The organism is Halobacillus sp. ABD4_316, assembly GCF_056161385.1.
Window position 1 is genome coordinate 1 of record NZ_JBSWZA010000005.1, and the last position, 19,279, is coordinate 19,279.

The window sequence follows — 19,279 nt, forward strand, 5'->3', positions numbered from 1 at the left end:
GAGTATGAAACGATTATTTTCCTAACGTGAATGGCACCGATCGGGTAGGAACGTGGGAACATCACTCCAAAGGAGGGATGCCACAGTGTCAACGCTGCGAAACTGGGATTACTATAATATGACGGGGACCTTTACGGATCTTTATGAAAAAGCGAGCCAGGGAAGTACATTCTCTCATCTATATGAAACCATCATATCGAGAGAAAACATCCTGCTCGCTTTTCGCATGATTAAAACCAATAAAGGTTCTAAAACACCAGGAACTGATGGAAGAACCATCGATGACATGAAAGAGCTAACTGAAAAAGATCTGGTAAATGAAGTCCGAGATAAACTTCAAAACTATCGCCCGAAGAAAGTTCGAAGAGAATGGATTGAAAAAGAGAACGGAAAATGGAGACCTCTTGGGATTCCATGCATCTTGGATCGAGTGATCCAACAATGCTTTAAACAAGTTCTCGAACCGATTGTAGAATCTCAATTCTTCAAACATAGCTACGGATTCAGACCCTTGCGGTCTGCTCATCATGCTATGGCAAGGATACAGTTTTTGATTAACCATAGTCAACTTCATTACGTCGTTGATGTAGACATTAAAAGTTTCTTTGATAATGTGAATCATCGTCTACTGAAGAAGCAACTTTGGAATATCGGCATCCAAGACCGCAAGGTACTAGCTTGTATTTCTAAAATGATTACATCGGAAATTGATGGTGAAGGTGTGCCAGAAAAAGGTTCGCCTCAGGGTGGTATCTTGTCACCATTACTCTCCAATATCGTCTTAAATGATCTAGACCAATGGGTTGCCGACCAGTGGGAAGTATTTCCCCTGACGAAATCCTACAGTTCAGATGATGCAAGAAGGCGAGCGAGAAAACAAACGAACCTGAAAAAGGGGTACTTAGTCCGATATGCGGATGATTTTAAAATTCTATGTCGGGATGGAAAGACAGCGCAAAGGTGGTACCATGCGGTACGTCTTTACCTCAAAGAGCGTTTGAAGCTGGACATCTCTCCAGAGAAATCTCAAATTGTGAACTTAAGAAAACGAGAATCTGAGTTCTTAGGGTTTACCATTCGTGCGAATAAAAAGGGGAAGAAACGAGTGGCCCATACTGGGGTCATTCCTTCAAAAAGCGAGAAAATCAAACAGGAAGCGAAGAAACTCATTCGAAGAATGAAAGCTTCACCTTCTGCTGAGAACATTCATCGTTACAATAGTTTTGTTCTAGGACTTCACCAATACTACAAGCGAGCGACTCATGTAAATCTTGTGTTTTCACGTCTTGCTTACGATCTTAAACCATTTTTAGTGAACCGCCTTCGACCGGTTGGAACGCTAAAACATCCTTTTCAACCACCGCCTTTTTATAAGAGAACCTTTAGTTTAGGAACAAAAACGATCTATATCAATGGTACGTATCTATTTCCCATCGGAAATGTGAAAACATTTCATGCGATGAGCTTCAGTCCAAAACTTTCGCTTTACACGAAGAAAGGCAGAGAACAGATACACAAAAATCTTCGCCCTGATATCCAGAAAGAGATTGGACATTTAATGAAGTCTTCTTTACCGAATCGAAGTGTTGAATACCTGGATAATCGTATTAGTCGGTATAGTATGAAGATGGGTAAATGCGAAATTACAGGCGAATATCTTCACGCTTCAGATGTTCATTGTCACCACTATGTGCCAAAGAATCTTGGAGGAAGTGATCAATTTCAAAACCTGCGTATTCTTCATAAGGATATTCATCGACTGATTCATGTAAAAGATATAGAGAAGATAAAGGTTTATCTCAACCAATTACCACAGAATCGATTGATCTTAGATAAAATCAATCAATACCGAAAGGTATGTGGGGTGGAAGGGATCGTTGCGTCCAGTCTTGAAGAGTAACATAGGAACTTATAATGTAGTACATACCTTTAGATGGAGCGCCGAATGCTGGGAAACTAGCACGTTCGGTGTGGAGCAGGGGAAAAGCTGGAGATAATCTCAAACGCTTACCTATTGCTAACTTTAGTTTAATAAGCAAAATATAAAAAAAGAGGTGGAAAGTCCCGCTCCTCGCATGGATGTAAGTATTTAACTCACCCAAGAAGAGGTAAAATATTGAGAGATGAAAAAAGACTTAGGCTTTTTAAAGCCCCAAGTCTTTTTATAATCTACGTATTATTTTTTATCTAAATTCTTGTACTTAACTCTTGAGTATATTACCAAGATTAAACTTATAAAAAAAACAATGGTGGTAATAACTGCAGTTACGTTATCTTCAAATAAGAATAGCGAAGCCAGTATTACACCCAGGAGTAAAATAAATATCCAGTCCAGCTTTGCTAGGAAGCTCTTTTGTTCGTTATTCATTCGAATATCCAACCACATGCACCAGCAACTGTGCTTAGACCGAATAAGCTAGCAAGTGCTACTCTAGCGTCAGGGCCTGCTTCTTTAGCGGCTCTTGCAACAGCTTGGTTTACGGCTGTAGTAAATGGTTTGCCTTCAACATTTTTGAATGTTTTGTAAGCAGAAGCGAATTTTGTTACGAATTTCTTTGCTCCACCTGCTGCTTTTAGAGCTGCTTTTACTTTAAATACCTTAGCGGGAGTAAGGCTTACAACGGCTGCTGTTCCGGCAGCACCTGCACAAGTCGCAACTTGAGACCAACTAGCCTGGATACTATATGTAGGAGTTTCAGACGGAGCGGTCTGAATATTCAATCCTGTATAATCCTCAATCCATTGTTGGCGTTCCTCTTGTCCAGCGAAAATAATTTTGTCTGGCATATTTTCAATTGCGCTTAATACCTTTACAGTATCCTCATCAACTGGTACTTCTTCGTCCACCTGTGCATTTGCCCCTTGTGGGAAAACGAAAGCGACTACTAGTGCAGCCATAAGTAGGGAACTTAAAAACTTTCTCATCATTACATTCACACCTTCCAAATTTAGAAATATTTTACTTGAAAAATCTATCATTCTATCAAATAGCTGTCAACCTCAACTATAGGGAAATATTTCATATATTCGTGAAGGAATAAGTTGGGGGTTTAGACTATCCCCTACACCTGAATAAATTAGTCGAACATGGGCGGGAAGATTTGATTTAATTACAGCGGATATGAAATACGTAGAGGTACAAGTGAGACTCTCTAATATCAAAACCAAAAAGTTAGGTCCAATTGTATTAAAGAGTAATATCGATCAGTGCAAATAGGGTAATTAGAGTTATATAACTTTTCAAAATATCTTGAAACTGAGTCTTAAACAAACGGGGGCTTATCTGCAGAAAGATAAGCCTCTTTTTTGTGAAAAAGTATTGAGTTCCTACTCTCGTTTTGAAATAATTGGTATTTGTACTGGTGCATTTTATAGGATGAGTAAAGTAAAAAGATTCTTGTGGGTTCTTTCATGGTTGGATCTCAAATATGTTTAGTTTTCTTTGTTTTACTATTTATGTTTATTATTGGATTATTTTAATGCATTGTTCTTCGGAAAAATAAAGGTTCTCTTGATATCTAGATTTAAATAAACGTGGGGATTGTATGACAAAGTTAAGGGTGACTTATATAATAAATTCTATTATTACAGGTTTTTTGGCATACCTTACTGCTTCCTTTTTCGCTAATGGGACCATTGCTGAAAACTATAGTGGAGAAGAAATTCATTATACTGAATATTATTTAACGATGCCCATTTGGGGATTGGGAGTATTAGTAGGTCTGTTGATTTACTCTAAAAAAATCCCAGGATTGTTTTTAGCTATTTCGCTCATTATTACTTGGGCGGCTATCCCGCTCGGTATAAACTTAGCTGAGACACTGGCATTCTCATAAACCAGAATATTCGGATTATACTTTAAATCTAATTCTTTAAAAGTCTCACAAGTTTCAGTTGTACAGCCATTAATAATAAGACGAGCTGAAACACACCTCGCAAAGTTCTTGAAGTAAATCCTTGTATGTATACGCATCCGCACATGCCAAAATACATTTTGATGACCCAGATGGGAACAGTTTAGAGCTAATCACTTCTCTCAATTTATAGAGTAACATGATGCATAAAATACAAATTATCTTGAAATCAGGTCTTCCTGTATCGGGGGCGTTTCTTCAATTGAAGGATCGCCTTTTTTTTGCATTGGTATAGTTTGGAAATGTGCTTCATTGGTAACAGAGTTTGGTAGGACAGCGAATGGAGTGATTCTCATGAGTGACATCATTATGTCACTCATGAATTTAATTCTTTAAGAAAGGAGCTGTTCAGAATTAAATATAAGTAGAAGGAGGAGAATTGCAATATAAATAAAAGAATTAAGGATCGCATTATCTCTGCACTTGTTTATGCAGTCGCTGCTTTTCTCTTCGGATACTTCATATTCGATGAAATAAACTGGTCACTTGTACTAGGATTAACGCTAGGCGGCTTTACTTTTCCTATAACAGGCAAGTTTGGGAGTAAAGACAAATCGTGAAAACCTCTCGAACTCGAGTCTTACGTAAACGAGCTTTATTTTTAATATAAGCGGGGGAAGAGTGAAAAGGGCGTGGTTAAGTATATGCTATGTTTTAGGACCAGGTGTAGGAATGGTTTTAGCTCATAAAACAATTTCCTTGTTTAATGGTGAGGATTTGACTATACAAAATACTTTTAAATTCTTTGTTTATGGGATTATTGCTGGATTAACTCTTATAATTCTTCGCCTTATGATTAAGGGTAAAACCTTAGAAGGTTAAAATTATCCACAAATATCTTGGGATCGAGTTTTCGTATTGGTGGCTTATATTTAATAAGAATAGCCATTAGATAACTTCGTGAAAGGAAGATTAAATGTACTTAGCAATAACAATAATATCTCTTGTTCTATTGATACTTCTAGTGATTCTGAACCGTAAACAGCTATTTTCTGATGCAAACAATGCCAAGCTCCTCATAGTAATTTTCGTATTTCTTCCTTTGATGGTTATTGGAATAGTGATAGCAGTATTTATATGATTACAATAATGGTGTTTATATATATCTCGATATCAAGTTTTCTGTTAACGGAGGTCTTTAGTTGAATAAATCAAATACAAAAAGGACCTTTCATTAAATTGGATTCCTTTTTGTAATAAAATCAACAGTGAACGTTAACAGTTCCTTCGTTAAAAAGTTAGAGAACATTCTGTTAGTCTGTATGGCTGTATAGGGGAGAAGAACAGGACTTTTGGAATACTTTACAAGCTCTTCAGTGTACGGTTTCATGAGCATTTATTCTATCAATCTCTTCATCCTATTGTATGATAAAGAGAGAAGAAAAGGAGGAAAGGCAATGGCATCCAGTAAACGTAACGCATCCGGCCCGTGGAGACCTTTTCTTTTTCTCCTTTTAGCGGCCGGTCTTGTTTATCTCATCGTACAGGAAGCTGGTGGTGGTGGAGTGATGAGCAGTATCGTCGAGGAGGAGACGGACCCGCTCTCAGACAGTGTCCGGCAGTATGAAGAGGAAGTGGAGAACTACGCAGCTGAAGAGGGGATTGCAGACCAGTCGGATGTGCTGCTTGCCCTTATGATGCAGGAATCCGGCGGCCGAGGAGATGATCCGATGCAGGCGTCTGAGTCCTACTGCGGGGAAGTCGGGTGTATTGAGGATCCGGAAGTATCGATCCGGCAGGGCGTTTCCTACTTTGCCACAACGTTGGAAAAGGCAGATGGGGATGTCAAGCTTGCCCTGCAGGCCTACAACTTCGGGGCTGGTTTCATCGATTATGTTATGAACCGTGGCGGTGAATATACACAGGAACTGGCCATTTCTTTTTCAGCGGAAAAATATGAAGAGTTGAAGGATACGGGGGAATACAGCTGTATCCGGGAAGAAGCGGAGCAGTATGATGCCTGTTATGGGGATATCTATTATGTAGATGCTGTTCTCGATTATTATGAAGAAGAAGGTGGCGTATCATGAGTGCTTTTACAGCGATCACCTATGATGTCTGTCCGCACGAATCATTATTTGAAGCTATGAACCGTTATGAAATTGAAAAGGAGGAGGATATAGAGGCTGCTGCAGCCAGAGCGGCCGCGCAGGATGTGGCTCCTCTTGTCGAAGTCTATCAGACGCCGGCGGAAAAGGGAGCCGTTCCGCTGCTTTATCAGACATATACCTTCGAAGCCTACACATGCCGCTGTGGAGAACCCCGGGAATGAGAACGCATCCCGGGGTTTTTTGTGTGGAATATGATTGAAAATATTCAATTATTTTGAAATAATAAACGAAGTTTCATAGAAAGGGTGACGGTGGATGAAGGCAGCCGGATTGAACCATCTTCTTTATTCAGTCTCCGACCTGGAGCGCTCCATCCATTTTTATCAGGACATTTTCGGAGCGCGTCTGCTTGCGAAGGGGAGAACGACCGCTTACTTTGATCTTGCAGGGATATGGCTGGCCCTTAACGAAGAAAAGGATATACCGAGGCCTGAGCAGGCGTCCTACACCCATACCGCTTTTTCCATAGAGGAAAACGAACTCCCATCAATGGTCTTGAAGCTGGAGGACCGGGGTGTAAACATTTTGAGCGGCAGGGAACGGGAAGACGGCGATCGGTCATCGGTCTATTTTACAGATCCTGATGGGTATAAATTCGAGTTTCATACCGGGACATTGGCGGACAGGATGGATCATTACAAAAAGACGAAGCCGCATATGGAATTTTATGATGACTGATCAGGAGGGGCAGGATGGGATACAACGGTTCATCTATTTATGACGAAAATGAATTTTTTGATGCTTTTTTACACCGGCGCAACCGCCATGATAGTCCGAATAATGCGATGGAAAAGCCGGCTTTTCTAAACATGGTGGGAGAGGTTCATGACCAGCGGGTGCTGGACCTCGGCTGTGGAGATGGATCCTTTGGCTTGGACCTTTGCAGGGCCGGCTGCCGGATCTATGAGGGAGTAGAAGGATCAGCAAACATGTTTAAGGCCGCACAGGAAAACTTGAAAGCCGCCCGTGCCCGTCTTCACCATACAATAGTGGAAGACTTTAGAATGGGACCGGAAGCCTATGATCTGATTACTTCAAGGATGGTGCTCCATTATATAGAAGAGGTGTCCGTTGTCTTCCGAAGCGTCTATCAAGGCCTGAAGCCCGGCGGCCGCTTTGTATTCAGTGTGCAGCATCCGCTTCTGACATCGACTACAGCGCCGTCTGATCAGCCTGGGGGGCGTACGAACTGGGTGGTGGATGATTATTTTCATAGAGGAGAGCGGAAGGAACATTGGATCGATCATGAGGTCATCAAATATCACCGTCCTGTAGAAGCATACGTTCAGGAACTTCTGCAGGCGGGGTTCCGGATAACAGGACTGAAAGAAGGCTGCCCGGAGCCGGACGCTTTTCTTGAGAAAAAGGAATATGAACGGCGCATGAGGATTCCTCTGTTTCTTATTTTAGGTGGTGAAAAAGGGTGGATGTAACCTTTGTCCGACATGCGGAAGCTTGGCATACGGTGAATCCGCCGGAAAGTCTGCACCGCCGGCATCCCGCTTTAACTGGAGAAGGAAAGCAGCAGGCAGCAGAACTGCATAAGACACTTCCCCTCAGGAGCGGGGACTTTGTTTACATCAGTCCGACGGTCCGTACACTTGAGACGTTTCATTACTGGAATCACTCAGGAGAGGCAGAGGGAATGGTCACTCCTTGGGCAGGGCCACGGATTTTTCCGCAGAGACCGGGATGTAAAACGCTCCCTTGTGACGAAATAATATCTATCGAAGAAGTATCCGCTTCCTGTCTCCATGTGGATGAGATATGTGAGCCTGAATTATGGGACCACGGCATCAATCATATGAATGATGAGGTATTCTTCGATCATGGTCGGCGGTTTCTCCATCGGTGCCGAAAATGGAAAAAAGGGAGAGTGTTTTTATTGTCCCATGATGGAACAATCACCTCGTACAGGGAGATCCTGGAATCCCGTTCCCTTACAAGGAAAGATTTTTTGTTGGATGCTGGCTGGGTACATGTGCATGGATAAGGAGAATCTGCATGCTGATTAAATTAATCAAATGTAAAGTGAGTCCTGAAAAGAAACAGGCCTTTTCCGAAGCGCAGGCTTCATGGAGCCGGCTCAGGGATATACCCGGATTTTTAGGGCAGGCCGGCGGCTGGAGCAAAAAGCATCCCTGCCGTGCTTTTATTCTTGCTTTCTGGGAGGACCGTCACTTTTACGACACCTTTATGAAGAACAACCATGATGAGGTATTTCATCAGTCAGGGCAGGATCAGATGTACGAGAAGCTGGACGTACAATTGTATGAACCGCTGTTTAACATCAAGGGCTCTGAGCCTGCCGGAATTTTTGGAGAGGGAGCCTTTCTGCGTCTGGCATTCACTCATGTGAAAAAGGAAAGAGTTCAAAGTTTCCTTGAGGTGCAGGAAAATGTTTGGAATCCTGGAATGGCTTCATCTCCGGGAATGACCGGCGGATTTTTCGCCGGGCATACAGAGAGTGAGAGCTGTTACCTTATTTTATCGAGCTGGGCGGATGAATCGTTTCATAGACGTTATCAATCGGATGTGTTTCCGAAACTTCTGACAAACGCTAAACCTGGAGATCTTGTGTCTACACTGACAGGAGACGGATGTGTCATCGAGGAAAGCTGGCGGGTGATGCCGGCTTTAATGGGGCGGCATTCTTGAATGGAGGAGAATGAGGATGACTGATAGAAAAGGAAAAGTCGTAGGGTTTGAACTAAGCAGTCAACAGCCGGAAAAAGCGGCAGCCTTTTATAAGGGAGTGTTCGGCTGGGATGTCGGAGAGTCTTCCTGGGGGTATGCCCCGGTGTCAACCGGTCAGCAAAACGGGGTCTATGGCGGCATTTCAAAAGGAGGCGCTGATTTCCCGCACGGCGCCCGCATCCAGGTCGAAGTGGCCTCCATTGATGAAACGATGGCCGAGGCGGAGCAGAGAGGCGCTCTCGTCGTAAAGGAGAAAATGGAATACGAGGATTTTTACCTCGCCTATCTCGTCGATCCGACTGGTATCGGCTTCGGACTTATTGAACAAAAGGTGCGCTCATCATGAGCCTGCATGCCCATCTGTATCAGCAGGAAACAGAGCTGTTAACGGCCGGGGTGAGGTCTTCGAGAGAAGAACTCGACCGGCGGCTCGCCGATGACTTCCAGGAAATCTCCAGTACTGGTGCTGTCTTTGGAAAAGACCATGTGCTCGAACGTCTGCCGCAGGAAGAGGACCGCGGTCTGTCATGTGAACAGTTTCAAGTACAGCAGCTCGCCGAAGATGCTGCACTGACCACCTTCCTGCTTCATATCAAAGAGACAGGGAAAACGTCATGGCGGAGCTCCATTTGGAAAAAGTACGGAGACACGTGGAAGATGGTTCATCACCAAGGGACCCCGACTCCGAAATGAACGCACGCACAGGACTTGTTCCTGTGCTTTTTTTGTGCGGTTTTCCATGAACATATGGTCTGATCAATGATTTTCTGGAGGCAGCCAATCGTTTAGGAGTATCTCAACGAAATGGCAGATCTATCAACGAACAGGCTGATCCAGACATTTTCAGTTGTTTGCGCAGGGTGTGGGGAGGGGTAAGAGAAGAGTAGTTGAACTTGGGTGAAAGGAGATCATCATTATGCTATTCCGTGGTATTCATCCTTCCGAGCCCTCCAAAGCCTCTGTCGTTACAGTCATCATCGGCTTCTTTTTGATGGGTGCGGCGTTTTACGGCTTTATTGAGCTGGCGGAAGATGTGATGGAAGACGAAAAATTTGCGGTCGATCAGGCCGTGTCGAATATAACAGCATCGCTGTCCACCCCTGGACTTGATCAGTTCATGGGAACGGTGACGGAGCTTGGATCTGTCTGGTGGATCACGGCCGCTTCTGCTGTGACGCTGATTTATCTGGCTTTCTTTTCCAAAACGAGCCGGTGGCTGTGGGTGTTCTTCCTCGTCAATATGATCGGCATCAGTGCGTTAACAAAGGGCCTCAAACTGCTGTTTGAACGGCAGCGTCCGGAAGTGCTGGAGCAGTATGACGGTGTGGGCTACAGTTTTCCTAGTGGTCATTCGTCCGGAGCGATGGCTTTTTATGGGTTTTTGATTTATCTGGTCGTCATCAGCCCCCTTCATAAAAAATGGAAATGGACGATCAATGTTTTTTTATCAGCGGTCATCGTTCTTATCGCTGTAAGCCGGACGTTTATCGGGGTGCACTATTTCACCGATATCGCTGCAGGTCTCGCGCTTGGTCTCGGCTGGCTGCTGATCTGTATGGCCGCGCTGGAAATGATGATGTGGCGCCGGCGCAGAAACCATCAAGCCTCTGAAAAACAAACGATGTCGTCCTGATGGAAACGTCCGGCTCTTCAAAAGAAGGGGCGGACGTTTTTTTATTCGCGCCCCAAATATTGCCAACCTGGTGTTACAATGGATGGGATAGGAGGGAGAGCGATGGGGAAATATGCCGATCAGCTGAAAGATGAATACTTCCACGAGAGGCTGAATCGATTGCGAAGCGAAGGCTACATCGATGAAGCGACTTATACATATGTGAAAAAACAAGATCAACACTATAAGGAAGCCGTGGCCGCAAGGATCGAGCGTCAGGAAGCTTCCGAACCCGTTAATAAGGAAAGTCCTATGCCGGCTGAACCGGTAAAGAAGGTGAAAAAGCAGAAGTCACCGGAAGAGGTAAGGGAGCGGAACATTACGTGGTCCTTGATCCTCGGAGTAGCCCTGCTGCTTATGACAGGGGTGATTCTTGCAACGAGTCAATGGGATCAAATGGGGCCCGGGGCGAAGCTCACGGCGATCATTGGAGTATCCCTCTTCTTCTTTGCGCTCAGTTACGGGACGAAAAGGGTGCTTGGCATTGAAAAAACGGCTTTCGCCTTTTTGACACTCGGCAGTTTATTGATTCCGGTAGCCATTCTTGCAGCCGGTTATTTTGAACTGTTTGGCAGCTATTTTTCGTTGGACGGAGAAGGGCGCTACATCCTGGGGGTGTCAGGAACGCTGATCCCACTGCCTTTGTATATCCGCCATGCCATGGTTTACCGCTCGCGGCTGTATGTATGGATATCGTTGGTTTTCATGAGCATGACCACGGCGTTTGCGGCCGGGGCGCTGCCTGTCGGTACAGACGGGTTTTACCTCATCGTTATGGTCTACAACGCTGCTCTGCTTGGAGGGTATATCCGTTTTAGAAAACAAAAGCGCTGGCAGCTGTTTACGAAAGAACTGCCGTTATATACCCAGCTGCATCTCGTCTTATCGACTCTGTTCATGCTCTTCTTTTTTGAAGAGGAGGTCTTTTACAGCTTTAACCTGCTGCTTACAGCGGCCATGTATATGGCGATGGTATTTATCTACGGGACGAAGGAATATCAATTCGTCTTTTCCGCAATGCTCGCCTATGCTGTCTATCAGCTCGTTGAACACTCGCCGCTGCAGCACATCGAAGAGGTGATATTTCCTGCGGCAGGTCTGCTTTATGTAGGTTTTGCCTATGCCGTGAAGCAGCAGGGCTTTGTCAAAAAGATGTTCCACTATACGAGTGGTGTCGTTTCTATTTGTGCTTTTATCTATATTACGTTCCAGAGTCTGCAGCTCCGTGCTGAACAGGATTCCTGGCTGCTTCTGGCTGCGTATCTGATCATCATGATCAACTACCTGCTGCTTGCTGTTGTTTCAGGACGGTCCATTTTCAAGTATATGGCTCCGGTTTTTTATATAATCAGTGCCGCTCAGCTCTGGTCACTGATTGGCAGTGGACCGATGTATCTGTTTGTCTATACCGCCGCTGCGCTTCTCTGCCTGTATCCGGGCCTTTGGGGAGAAAGCCGCTGGCTGCAGCCGGTTAAGTTCAGCAGCTTTTACATAAGCCTGCTGGCCATGGCTGCTTGTATTACGCTGGCTTGGACGATGGAGGCCTATGGTCATCTATCGCTTCAGTTTCTCGTGAGCTCAGCGCTCGCCGTGGCCGTCTATAAAAAGGGAGCTGAACAGGATTGGCGATGGACGGCCCAGTGGTTTCATCCCGCAGCCCTCTTGACTTCCATGATTCTTATCTACCAGCCGATGACAGACCAGCTTCCGGCATATGGAGAAGGGTTTGGCTATTCGTTTCATTTGGCGTGTTCCGGGCTGCTTCTGTTAGCCGGAGCAGGCGGTTGGCGGTTCTTGAAGGAAAAACCATTGGAGATCAAGATGTTTTACATCGGGCAGGGCACCTATATCGCAGCCATGGCTCTGCTGCTTGTCGATCCGCTCGTGGATCAGATATTTGTCCGCCCGCTGCTATTGTTCATCGGTTTATTCGTCACGTACGGTTTGACAGTTTATGGATCCAAAGCATCCCTTTGGATATTTCCGGCCTTAACGACAGCGGGTTTTTACTTGTCGCTCATCAAACCCCTGCCGCTTCCCGGATTTGAAGGAGCGCTCGTCTACAGTCTGTTTGCACCGGTATGGCTGCTTGTCCTTGCAGAAAAAGGGAAAGCGCTCGGGCTCCGTCCGTCCTTTTACGTGCTGGCTCATGGTATGCTTCCGGTCATCATCGGGTTGATGTGGCTGACGACGCTTGGAACAGAGGGCGTTCATCCCCTGTTTTTCCTTGTCCCTCTTGGTGTGTACAGCTGGAGCTCCTGGCGGGAAGAACGAGAGATTGGCCGGCGGTTGATGCTTTATGCCGCTGCCTTCCTTGTCTATGTTTTGATTTACACGCTTTCAGAGCAGTGGGGTCTTTGGACGCTGATCCCGGGCGAATATGCATTTATGATGACCACGGTTATTCTCGGGTTCGTCTGGACCTTTTTGTCTCAGCCTTGGAAAAAACGCCTGGACTGGTTTTTGATTCCATTTTCCATTCTTGGTCTTGCGCTGATCATGAGCCGGAGCGGCCTTATGGCTTCCTGGGAAATTGCACCTATGTGCGCATACGTCATCATCACGCTTGTGTTGATTCATCTCCGCCGCTGGTGGTATGTCCTGTTCCTGCCGCTGCTTCTCACGCTGTTGATGTGGGAGAACATCGGACAGATTTGGGGCAGGGACGTATGGATTCCAGTTCTTGCATCTGCGGCTGTGCTCGTGTACGGGGCAGGTTGGTACCTGTTCCGTTCTCTCATCGCTTCCAGACAGAAAGTCGATGCCTATGCGTTCACCGCGCTGGTTTATATCGGTTTTCTTACAATCTACACGGCAGCCTACGGGAACGCATGGGTGGAAGTCCTGCCGCTGCTCCTCACAGGCTCATGGATGATGGTATCCGCTTCAAGATGGAACCGTCCCTTGTTTGATAAGGTGTCCTACACAATCGGGAGCGTCTGTTTTTACATGGCGTATCTTTGGATCCTTGTTAATTATGATGCCTACGTTCCTGATCTATTGGAAGCTGAACTGTATACCCTGCCGCTGCTGTTCGTCCTTTATCTGTTACGAAAACGAACGTGGCACGAGTACAGGGTGGCCATGAGTCACGTGCAGTCCGCGCTCCTTCTTTTCATTGCGGCCTATCTTGTGAGCGATGCGATCATCAGTCATACGCTCTGGGATGCGTGGATCATTGGCGGTTTATCCGTCGTGTCCATGTTGGCGGGGATGCAGCTGAAGATTAAATCGTACTTTTTTACAGGAATGGGTGTGCTCATTTTCAATGTCATCTACCAGACGAAGCCCTACTGGGGCCGGGCACCGTGGTGGGTGTACCTGTTGACGGCAGGGGTGTTATTGATCGCGACGGCCAGTTACAACGAATGGCAGAAGCAGCAGTCCGGTAAAGGAAAGCCTGTGGAACGGAAACTGAAAAAATTGTGGCTCTCGCTTAAACAATGGGATTAGCACGCTTTTAGGCTTCTGTCATACGATGGGGAGAAAAAGGAGGGTCTCGATGATGCATCATCCGTCTCATAGGTCTCCCCGAACCGGAGGACAGAAGCAGGGAGCGAAGGATTTCTGCCATCAGCACCTTTATCAAATGATCCAGATCGAAAATCATGATGGTTCCGTTCATGCCGGCATTCTGCACAGCTTCGACGACGAACAGCTGTATTTGCTCAAGCCTGCCGGTCAGCAGCAGATGCCGCAGAGCCAGGGCAGTGCTGACAGCCGTTTGTTCTTCCCGTTTTTCGGTCCTTTCGGTTTATTCGGCTTTCCGTTCTGGGGCATCCGCCGTTTCGGTCCCTTTTACCCTTACTACTGGTATTGAACGGGCCGCCTCGTTTACGTATATCATTTAACCCGTCCCAGGATAAGAGGAGAGGACGGGTTTTTGTGTGAGTGCTTCTGGATGCACATCCATCATCCGGCCATCCTGTCTGGTTCATCCCTGGAATAGCTGGTCAGGCGGTTTGTCTGCATGAATGCACCGATGATCAGGAGGATTCCAAGCGTGGAAAACAACCATCCTCCACCGAAAAAGGAAAGCATGAGGCCGCCTGTGAATGGACCAGCGGACCGGGAGAAATCCCAGTGCAGGCCGAACAAGGCGAAATATCTTCCTTTATGAGCCTGCGGGGCGATTGTGCTGATGAACGTCTGCATCGGATTGAGCACCAGAACAGCCCCAATACACAACAACAGCTGTGATACAATAAGTCCAACGAAATGAGTGGAAAACGCAAAACCAAAAGCAGCCGCTGTATAAAACAGCCATCCGGTCTGGATGACCCGTATCCGCGGCCATTTTTCCGCCCAATGGACAAGCAGGACTTCAAAGCAGATAAAGAAGAGCGTGCCGGACATCTGCAGGACTGAAAACGTCCAGAGATAATGTTCCATATTCTCTTTCAAGTAAATCGGCCAGTTCGTTTCCATCTGGGCATGAAACAGACTGATCGGCAGCATGCTGCAGGCAAGGAAGGCTGGTTTTTTATAGGGGACAGGCTTCCGCTCTGAAACTTCTGTAAGGACACCGGTCCATGACTCCGGCAGCCACAGCCAGACGATCAAGGCATAGATGGAGGTGAGCACGGCCAGCAGAGCGAACAATAACGGTGGATGCCAGCTGAAAAGCACCGCTCCAACAGCAGGTCCGGCCAGGGCGCCGATATTTGAACCTGTCTCCAGCAGCGCAAACGTCCGTGTTTGTTTCTCCAAAGGAACCGTTTCTGATATCTGCGCCCTGGCCGCAGGGATGTAGACAAACCGCCCAAGGCCATTCAAAAAAGCACAGACGGCAAACGTCCATACATCTGCAGCCACGATAAATCCAACCATCGCCGCTAGTTGAAACACCAGAGAACCTAAAAGCACTGGTCTTCGGCCGAAGCGGTCGATCCACCTGCTGAAAAGCAGTGTGAAAAGAATTTCCGTGAAGGGCTGGATGCCAATGACCAAAGCAGTCAGACTGAGGTTTTCGTCGAATCGGTCATACATATACAGAGTTAAAAACGGAAGTAAAAGGATGGAGATAAAGGATAGGAGCGCATGCCCGCCGGTCTGAATCATTATCGTCCGTGTTTCCATTACTAAGACCCCTTTCCTTAGGAAGTAAACCTATTGTATTGGAAAGAAGGAAGGGCGGACGTGGCGGTTCTTGCGGTTATATCAGCAAATCTTGCTCAATAAAGGAAGATGCAGCATGGAAATGAGGCTCGATCTCGAGCATACCGGAGTGTTACTATTCGATTTACAGCAGGGGGAGGCGGATGAAGCGCACCCTCACGACCATTACCAGATCAGTATTCCCATGTCCCGGAGCATCGCCGTCCGCCATAACGGTACGCATCTGCATCTGGATGCGGAAAAAGCACTGATTGTGCCTCCTGGTGATGTCCATCAGCATGAAGCTTCAGGGGGAGGGATGATTATGCTGATCAGCTTTAACGAGACTGTTGTCCGGAAGGTCCTGGAGGGGCGGCTTGGACAAAGTGTCTCCCCCGTAGATTTTTCAGCACTCCAGACCGTTCCCGCTGCAGTCGTGAAGGAAGCAGAAAAACAGATGCAGACAGCGGCTTTTCAAGGAATCGATCAGGTACTGTCCAACGAGGAAGCTTTTACAGAAACCATCCTCACCCATATAGAGGGCTCTCACACAAACTTATGGCAGCAGGCAGCAGCCGATCATCTTCACAGTCCAGAAGGGATTGCTGCCCAGGTACAGGCCTTTGTAAATGAACATTTCAGGGAGGATCTGACGCTGGATGTGATCGCCTTTCAAATGAATATGAGCAAATACCATCTTCACCGGGTGTTCGTGAAACAGACGGGTCGGACGCCAAGAGCGTACATTCATGAGATCCGGCTGGAGGAAGCGGCAAGACAGCTGATGAATCCGGGACGTGATATTATGACAACGGCCTTTGATGTGGGGTATCAGTCCCTCAGTACGTTTTCCAGGGCCTTTAAAGCCCGTTTTGGTGTAACGGCAAAGGTGTATGCCGATCAACATCGATGAGAGAAAGCTGTCTCGATTTTTCAATCACGAACGAACGTTTTCCGTCCAAAGTTGTAGAAAAAGTTCCGTCATTTCCCGGAGTCCGGTTTTTCCTTTCAGAGATAGGATAAGAGCAAGGAGGAATCGAAATGAACATAACAGTGATTAGTGGAACACCAAGAAAGCAGGGACGGACAAGGCAGGCAGCCACAAAGGTGGCGGAGAAGCTTCAGGCTTCGCTGATTGATTTGAGTGAAGAGCAGCTGCCTTTATTTGATGGTACAAAACAGCAGGAGCATCACCCGGCTGTCATGAAATTCAAAAAAACCGCAGCGGAAACGGACGCGTTTGTCTGGGTATCTCCGGAATATCATAACGGGATGAGCGGAGCCTTGAAAAATGCGCTCGAATTTCTGGATGGGTCCTATTTCAAAGGGAAACCAACCCTTCTGTTTTCTGTCTGTGGCGGAGGAAAAGGCGGTATAAATGCGGTCAACCAGATGAGGACGGTCGGCCGGGGCCTGTATGCCATGATACTTCCGCAGCAGATGGTCTTCGACCCGGAGGATTTCGATGCGGAGGGCGGATTAAAGAAAGGAACGGAGGACCGGCTGGACAGCGTCCTTGCTGAGTTTCACCAATACCTTCCCGTAACAAACTGATGGAAACGGAGGAAAAGGATGCGTACGTTTGACCGTGTGGAAGAATTAACAATCATGAAAGGGATCGCGGAAACTTTGAATCTTTGTAACGACATGCATGAAATGCTCCAGGCTGTCCTTGAGAAGCTGTTGGAGCTGACCCATTTGGAAGCGGGCTGGATCTTTCTCGTTGATGAGGAGCCGCATTATACGCTGATCGCCGATTACGGTCTGCCGCCGGCGCTTTCCAGAGAGGAAAAAGCGCCGATGTGTTCGGGTGACTGCCACTGCCTGCACCGCTATTGGAACAACAAACTGACAGAGCCGGTCAATATCATTGAATGCAAGCGGATTACAGAAGCTGTGAAAAACAAACGTGGAGACACGGAGGGAATCTCCCACCATTCAACGATTCCCCTTGGCGACGGGACGGAATTCTTCGGGATATTGAATATCGCAGCCCCTTATAAGGAACATTTTTCAGAGGAAGAACTGACCTTGATGCAGTCCGTCGCCTATCAGATCGGAACCGCCATCAAGCGGACGAGGCTGTATCATGAGGAACAGAAAAGAGCAGAGCTTTATGAAAAGCTGAATAAGGTGGTTCGTTCCATCAACAAGGAAGAAGACATCCCTGGCATATGTCAGACCACAGTCACGAAAGGAATGGCTCATTTTGGCTGGCAGGCGGCAGCCATGTACGTGAAGAACAACCATGTGTACATAAAACAAGCGTCAAGCGGCGGGGAATTTTCGGAAGAGATTAAGCAGGTTCCAGAAAAAAACGGAGAATCAGAGGCCATCCATCCCATCACCATAAAGGACGAGACCGTTGGGCTGCTTCATACGGTCTCAGGCAGCAGACAGCCTTTTCAGCGCAGAGATACTGAAGTCCAACAGGCCCTCGTCCGGAACATGGCTCTTGCAGCTGAGAGCCTGAACCTTCAGAAAGAACGCCGGGAGCTTTTGCTGCATGAAGAAAGGAAGCGCCTTGCCAGAGATCTGCACGATTCAGTCAATCAAAAGCTTTTTTCCCTTTCTTTAACTGCCCGTGGAGTAAAAGAAATGATTCCAGATGACCGGCAGGACCTCCGGGAGATGCTGGAGGACATGCTGCTGCTTTCTCAGGAGTCCCAGAAGGAAATGCGGTCGCTGATCTGGCAGCTCCGTCCGGTCGGGATTGAAGAAGGGTTGAGTGCAGCTTTGAAAAAATATGCCGTCCATCTCGGCATCACGCTGGATATCGATATGGAGCAGGTCCCGGACTGGTCGGGGAATGCGGAGGAGACATTATGGCGGATCGGCCAGGAAGCCCTTAATAATATCAAGAAACACACCAACGAGACGAGCGCTGCCGTCCACTTTTATGAAACAAAAACAGGGGCAGGTATGGTGCTATCCGATTGTGGTCCTGGAATCGATGATCATGAAGATGCTGAGGCCCGCACCCTTGGATTGACAAGTATGAAAGAGCGGGCCGAACTGGCCGGCGGTTCGTTTTCCATTCAAAGTGTGAAGGGACGGGGGACAGAAGTACGAGTATTTCTCCCTCATAAGGGAAACCGAAAGGAGCGGATGGAATGAGTATACGGGTGATGCTCGTCGATGATCATTTAATCGTTCTGCGCGGACTGAAGTTCTTTTTGAATACCCAGCAGGATATCGAAGTGGTGGGAGAAGCGGAAAATGGCCGGACGGCATTGGAAAAAATGGAGGAGTGTTCTCCTGATGTCATCCTGATGGATTTGATGATGCCGGTGATGGATGGGGTAGAGGCGTCTAAGGAGATTCTTCAACGGTATCCAGAATCGAAAATCGTCGTTCTGACCAGTTATTCCGATCAGGACCACGTTATCCCCGCCCTTCAGGCAGGTGCGTCCGGATATCAGCTGAAGGACGTAGACCCGGATGAGCTCGTCCGGACCATCCGCGCCGCTCACCGAGGTGAAAAACTGCTCCACCCGAAAGCGACCCAGCTGCTTTTAACGGAAATGAACCAGAATCAAACAGGACGGGCTCCTGATGCTCCGTTCAAGCTGACGAAACGGGAAAAAGATGTACTCTATCAAATTACCCTTGGAAAGAGTAATAAGGAAATAGCTGCTGCTTTGTTCATCACAGAGAAAACGGTGAAAACGCATGTGAGTCATCTATTAAGCAAGCTCGACGTCCATGACCGCACCCAGGCGGCCATCTATGCGATGAAGGAAAAAATGTTCGAAGAATCCAGCAGCTGATTCAACGGTTCTCGTTGG

Annotated in this window: 21 protein-coding genes; 19 read left to right on the forward strand and 2 right to left on the reverse strand. The window is 46.8% G+C overall.

Annotated features, from left to right (window positions below; genetic code table 11):
* The first annotated feature begins 85 nt into the window (after nt 1–85).
* Entirely contained in the window at nt 86–1,900 is a 1,815-nt protein-coding gene (ltrA, locus tag ACXAJH_RS16710; RefSeq protein WP_474994632.1) for a group II intron reverse transcriptase/maturase, read from the forward strand.
* 464 nt (nt 1,901–2,364) lie between these two features.
* Here the strand turns inward: ltrA and ACXAJH_RS16715 are convergent, their stop codons facing one another.
* Nucleotides 2,365–2,928 carry a hypothetical protein gene (locus ACXAJH_RS16715; RefSeq protein ID WP_102335246.1) on the reverse strand — a complete coding sequence of 188 codons (564 nt, stop codon included), beginning with the start codon at nt 2,926–2,928 and terminating at the stop codon, nt 2,365–2,367.
* 148 nt (nt 2,929–3,076) lie between these two features.
* On the opposite strand from ACXAJH_RS16715, the gene ACXAJH_RS16720 reads away from it, so the two are divergent.
* The 14 genes from ACXAJH_RS16720 (at nt 3,077) to ACXAJH_RS16785 (ending at nt 14,214) form a co-directional block, all read left to right on the forward strand.
* A complete protein-coding gene (locus tag ACXAJH_RS16720) occupies nt 3,077–3,217 on the forward strand; it encodes a YoqH family protein (RefSeq protein ID WP_474994844.1) in 141 nt (46 codons plus the stop codon).
* A 328-nt stretch (nt 3,218–3,545) separates the two neighbouring features.
* Nucleotides 3,546–3,836, forward strand: a complete 291-nt coding sequence (locus ACXAJH_RS16725) for a hypothetical protein (protein ID WP_474994634.1) — start codon at nt 3,546–3,548, stop codon at nt 3,834–3,836.
* A 699-nt stretch (nt 3,837–4,535) separates the two neighbouring features.
* A complete protein-coding gene (locus ACXAJH_RS16730; protein WP_474994636.1) occupies nt 4,536–4,736 on the forward strand; it encodes a hypothetical protein in 201 nt (66 codons plus the stop codon).
* Nucleotides 4,737–5,311: 575 nt separating this feature from the next.
* Complete coding sequence (locus ACXAJH_RS16735; RefSeq protein ID WP_474971782.1) at nt 5,312–5,944, forward strand: lysozyme family protein; 633 nt, start codon at nt 5,312–5,314, stop codon at nt 5,942–5,944.
* Nucleotides 5,941–6,186, forward strand: coding sequence for a hypothetical protein (locus ACXAJH_RS16740; protein WP_474967984.1), 246 nt, complete (start codon nt 5,941–5,943; stop codon nt 6,184–6,186). The genes ACXAJH_RS16735 and ACXAJH_RS16740 overlap by 4 nt, the downstream gene beginning before the upstream one ends.
* 94 nt (nt 6,187–6,280) lie before the next feature.
* Nucleotides 6,281–6,703 carry a metallothiol transferase FosB gene (fosB, locus tag ACXAJH_RS16745; protein WP_474994638.1) on the forward strand — a complete coding sequence of 141 codons (423 nt, stop codon included), beginning with the start codon at nt 6,281–6,283 and terminating at the stop codon, nt 6,701–6,703.
* 14 nt (nt 6,704–6,717) lie between these two features.
* On the forward strand, nt 6,718–7,458 hold the full coding sequence (locus ACXAJH_RS16750; RefSeq protein WP_474994640.1) for a class I SAM-dependent DNA methyltransferase: 741 nt from the start codon (nt 6,718–6,720) through the stop codon (nt 7,456–7,458).
* Nucleotides 7,449–8,018, forward strand: a complete 570-nt coding sequence (locus ACXAJH_RS16755) for a histidine phosphatase family protein (RefSeq protein ID WP_474991419.1) — start codon at nt 7,449–7,451, stop codon at nt 8,016–8,018. The genes ACXAJH_RS16750 and ACXAJH_RS16755 overlap by 10 nt, the downstream gene beginning before the upstream one ends.
* 11 nt (nt 8,019–8,029) lie before the next feature.
* On the forward strand, nt 8,030–8,683 hold the full coding sequence (locus ACXAJH_RS16760; protein ID WP_474994642.1) for a YdbC family protein: 654 nt from the start codon (nt 8,030–8,032) through the stop codon (nt 8,681–8,683).
* Nucleotides 8,684–8,699: 16 nt separating this feature from the next.
* Nucleotides 8,700–9,068, forward strand: a complete 369-nt coding sequence (locus ACXAJH_RS16765; protein WP_474994644.1) for a VOC family protein — start codon at nt 8,700–8,702, stop codon at nt 9,066–9,068.
* Nucleotides 9,065–9,415, forward strand: a complete 351-nt coding sequence (locus tag ACXAJH_RS16770) for a nuclear transport factor 2 family protein (RefSeq protein ID WP_474967990.1) — start codon at nt 9,065–9,067, stop codon at nt 9,413–9,415. The genes ACXAJH_RS16765 and ACXAJH_RS16770 overlap by 4 nt, the downstream gene beginning before the upstream one ends.
* 223 nt (nt 9,416–9,638) lie before the next feature.
* Nucleotides 9,639–10,355 carry a phosphatase PAP2 family protein gene (locus ACXAJH_RS16775; RefSeq protein WP_474967991.1) on the forward strand — a complete coding sequence of 239 codons (717 nt, stop codon included), beginning with the start codon at nt 9,639–9,641 and terminating at the stop codon, nt 10,353–10,355.
* Nucleotides 10,356–10,457: 102 nt separating this feature from the next.
* On the forward strand, nt 10,458–13,847 hold the full coding sequence (locus ACXAJH_RS16780; protein ID WP_474994646.1) for an SCO7613 C-terminal domain-containing membrane protein: 3,390 nt from the start codon (nt 10,458–10,460) through the stop codon (nt 13,845–13,847).
* Nucleotides 13,848–13,896: 49 nt separating this feature from the next.
* The gene (locus ACXAJH_RS16785; protein WP_474967993.1) at nt 13,897–14,214 is read left to right on the forward strand and encodes a hypothetical protein; all 318 of its coding nucleotides are present in this window, start codon (nt 13,897–13,899) and stop codon (nt 14,212–14,214) included.
* A gap of 92 nt (nt 14,215–14,306) precedes the next feature.
* Here ACXAJH_RS16785 and ACXAJH_RS16790 read toward each other — a convergent pair whose 3' ends face one another.
* Nucleotides 14,307–15,473: an MDR family MFS transporter gene (locus tag ACXAJH_RS16790; RefSeq protein ID WP_474994648.1), complete on the reverse strand. Its 1,167-nt coding sequence runs from the start codon at nt 15,471–15,473 to the stop codon at nt 14,307–14,309.
* Nucleotides 15,474–15,588: 115 nt separating this feature from the next.
* On the opposite strand from ACXAJH_RS16790, the gene ACXAJH_RS16795 reads away from it, so the two are divergent.
* From ACXAJH_RS16795 to ACXAJH_RS16810, 4 genes are all read left to right on the forward strand, one after another.
* Nucleotides 15,589–16,404, forward strand: coding sequence for a helix-turn-helix domain-containing protein (locus tag ACXAJH_RS16795; protein WP_474967995.1), 816 nt, complete (start codon nt 15,589–15,591; stop codon nt 16,402–16,404).
* A 128-nt stretch (nt 16,405–16,532) separates the two neighbouring features.
* Nucleotides 16,533–17,045 (forward strand): NADPH-dependent FMN reductase, encoded by a 513-nt coding sequence (locus ACXAJH_RS16800; protein ID WP_474991431.1) that lies wholly within the window; start codon nt 16,533–16,535, stop codon nt 17,043–17,045.
* Between the two features lie 18 nt (nt 17,046–17,063).
* A complete protein-coding gene (locus ACXAJH_RS16805; protein WP_474994650.1) occupies nt 17,064–18,608 on the forward strand; it encodes a GAF domain-containing sensor histidine kinase in 1,545 nt (514 codons plus the stop codon).
* The gene (locus tag ACXAJH_RS16810) at nt 18,605–19,261 is read left to right on the forward strand and encodes a response regulator (protein WP_474971769.1); all 657 of its coding nucleotides are present in this window, start codon (nt 18,605–18,607) and stop codon (nt 19,259–19,261) included. Before ACXAJH_RS16805 ends, ACXAJH_RS16810 begins: the two co-directional genes overlap by 4 nt.
* Nucleotides 19,262–19,279: the final 18 nt, after the last annotated feature.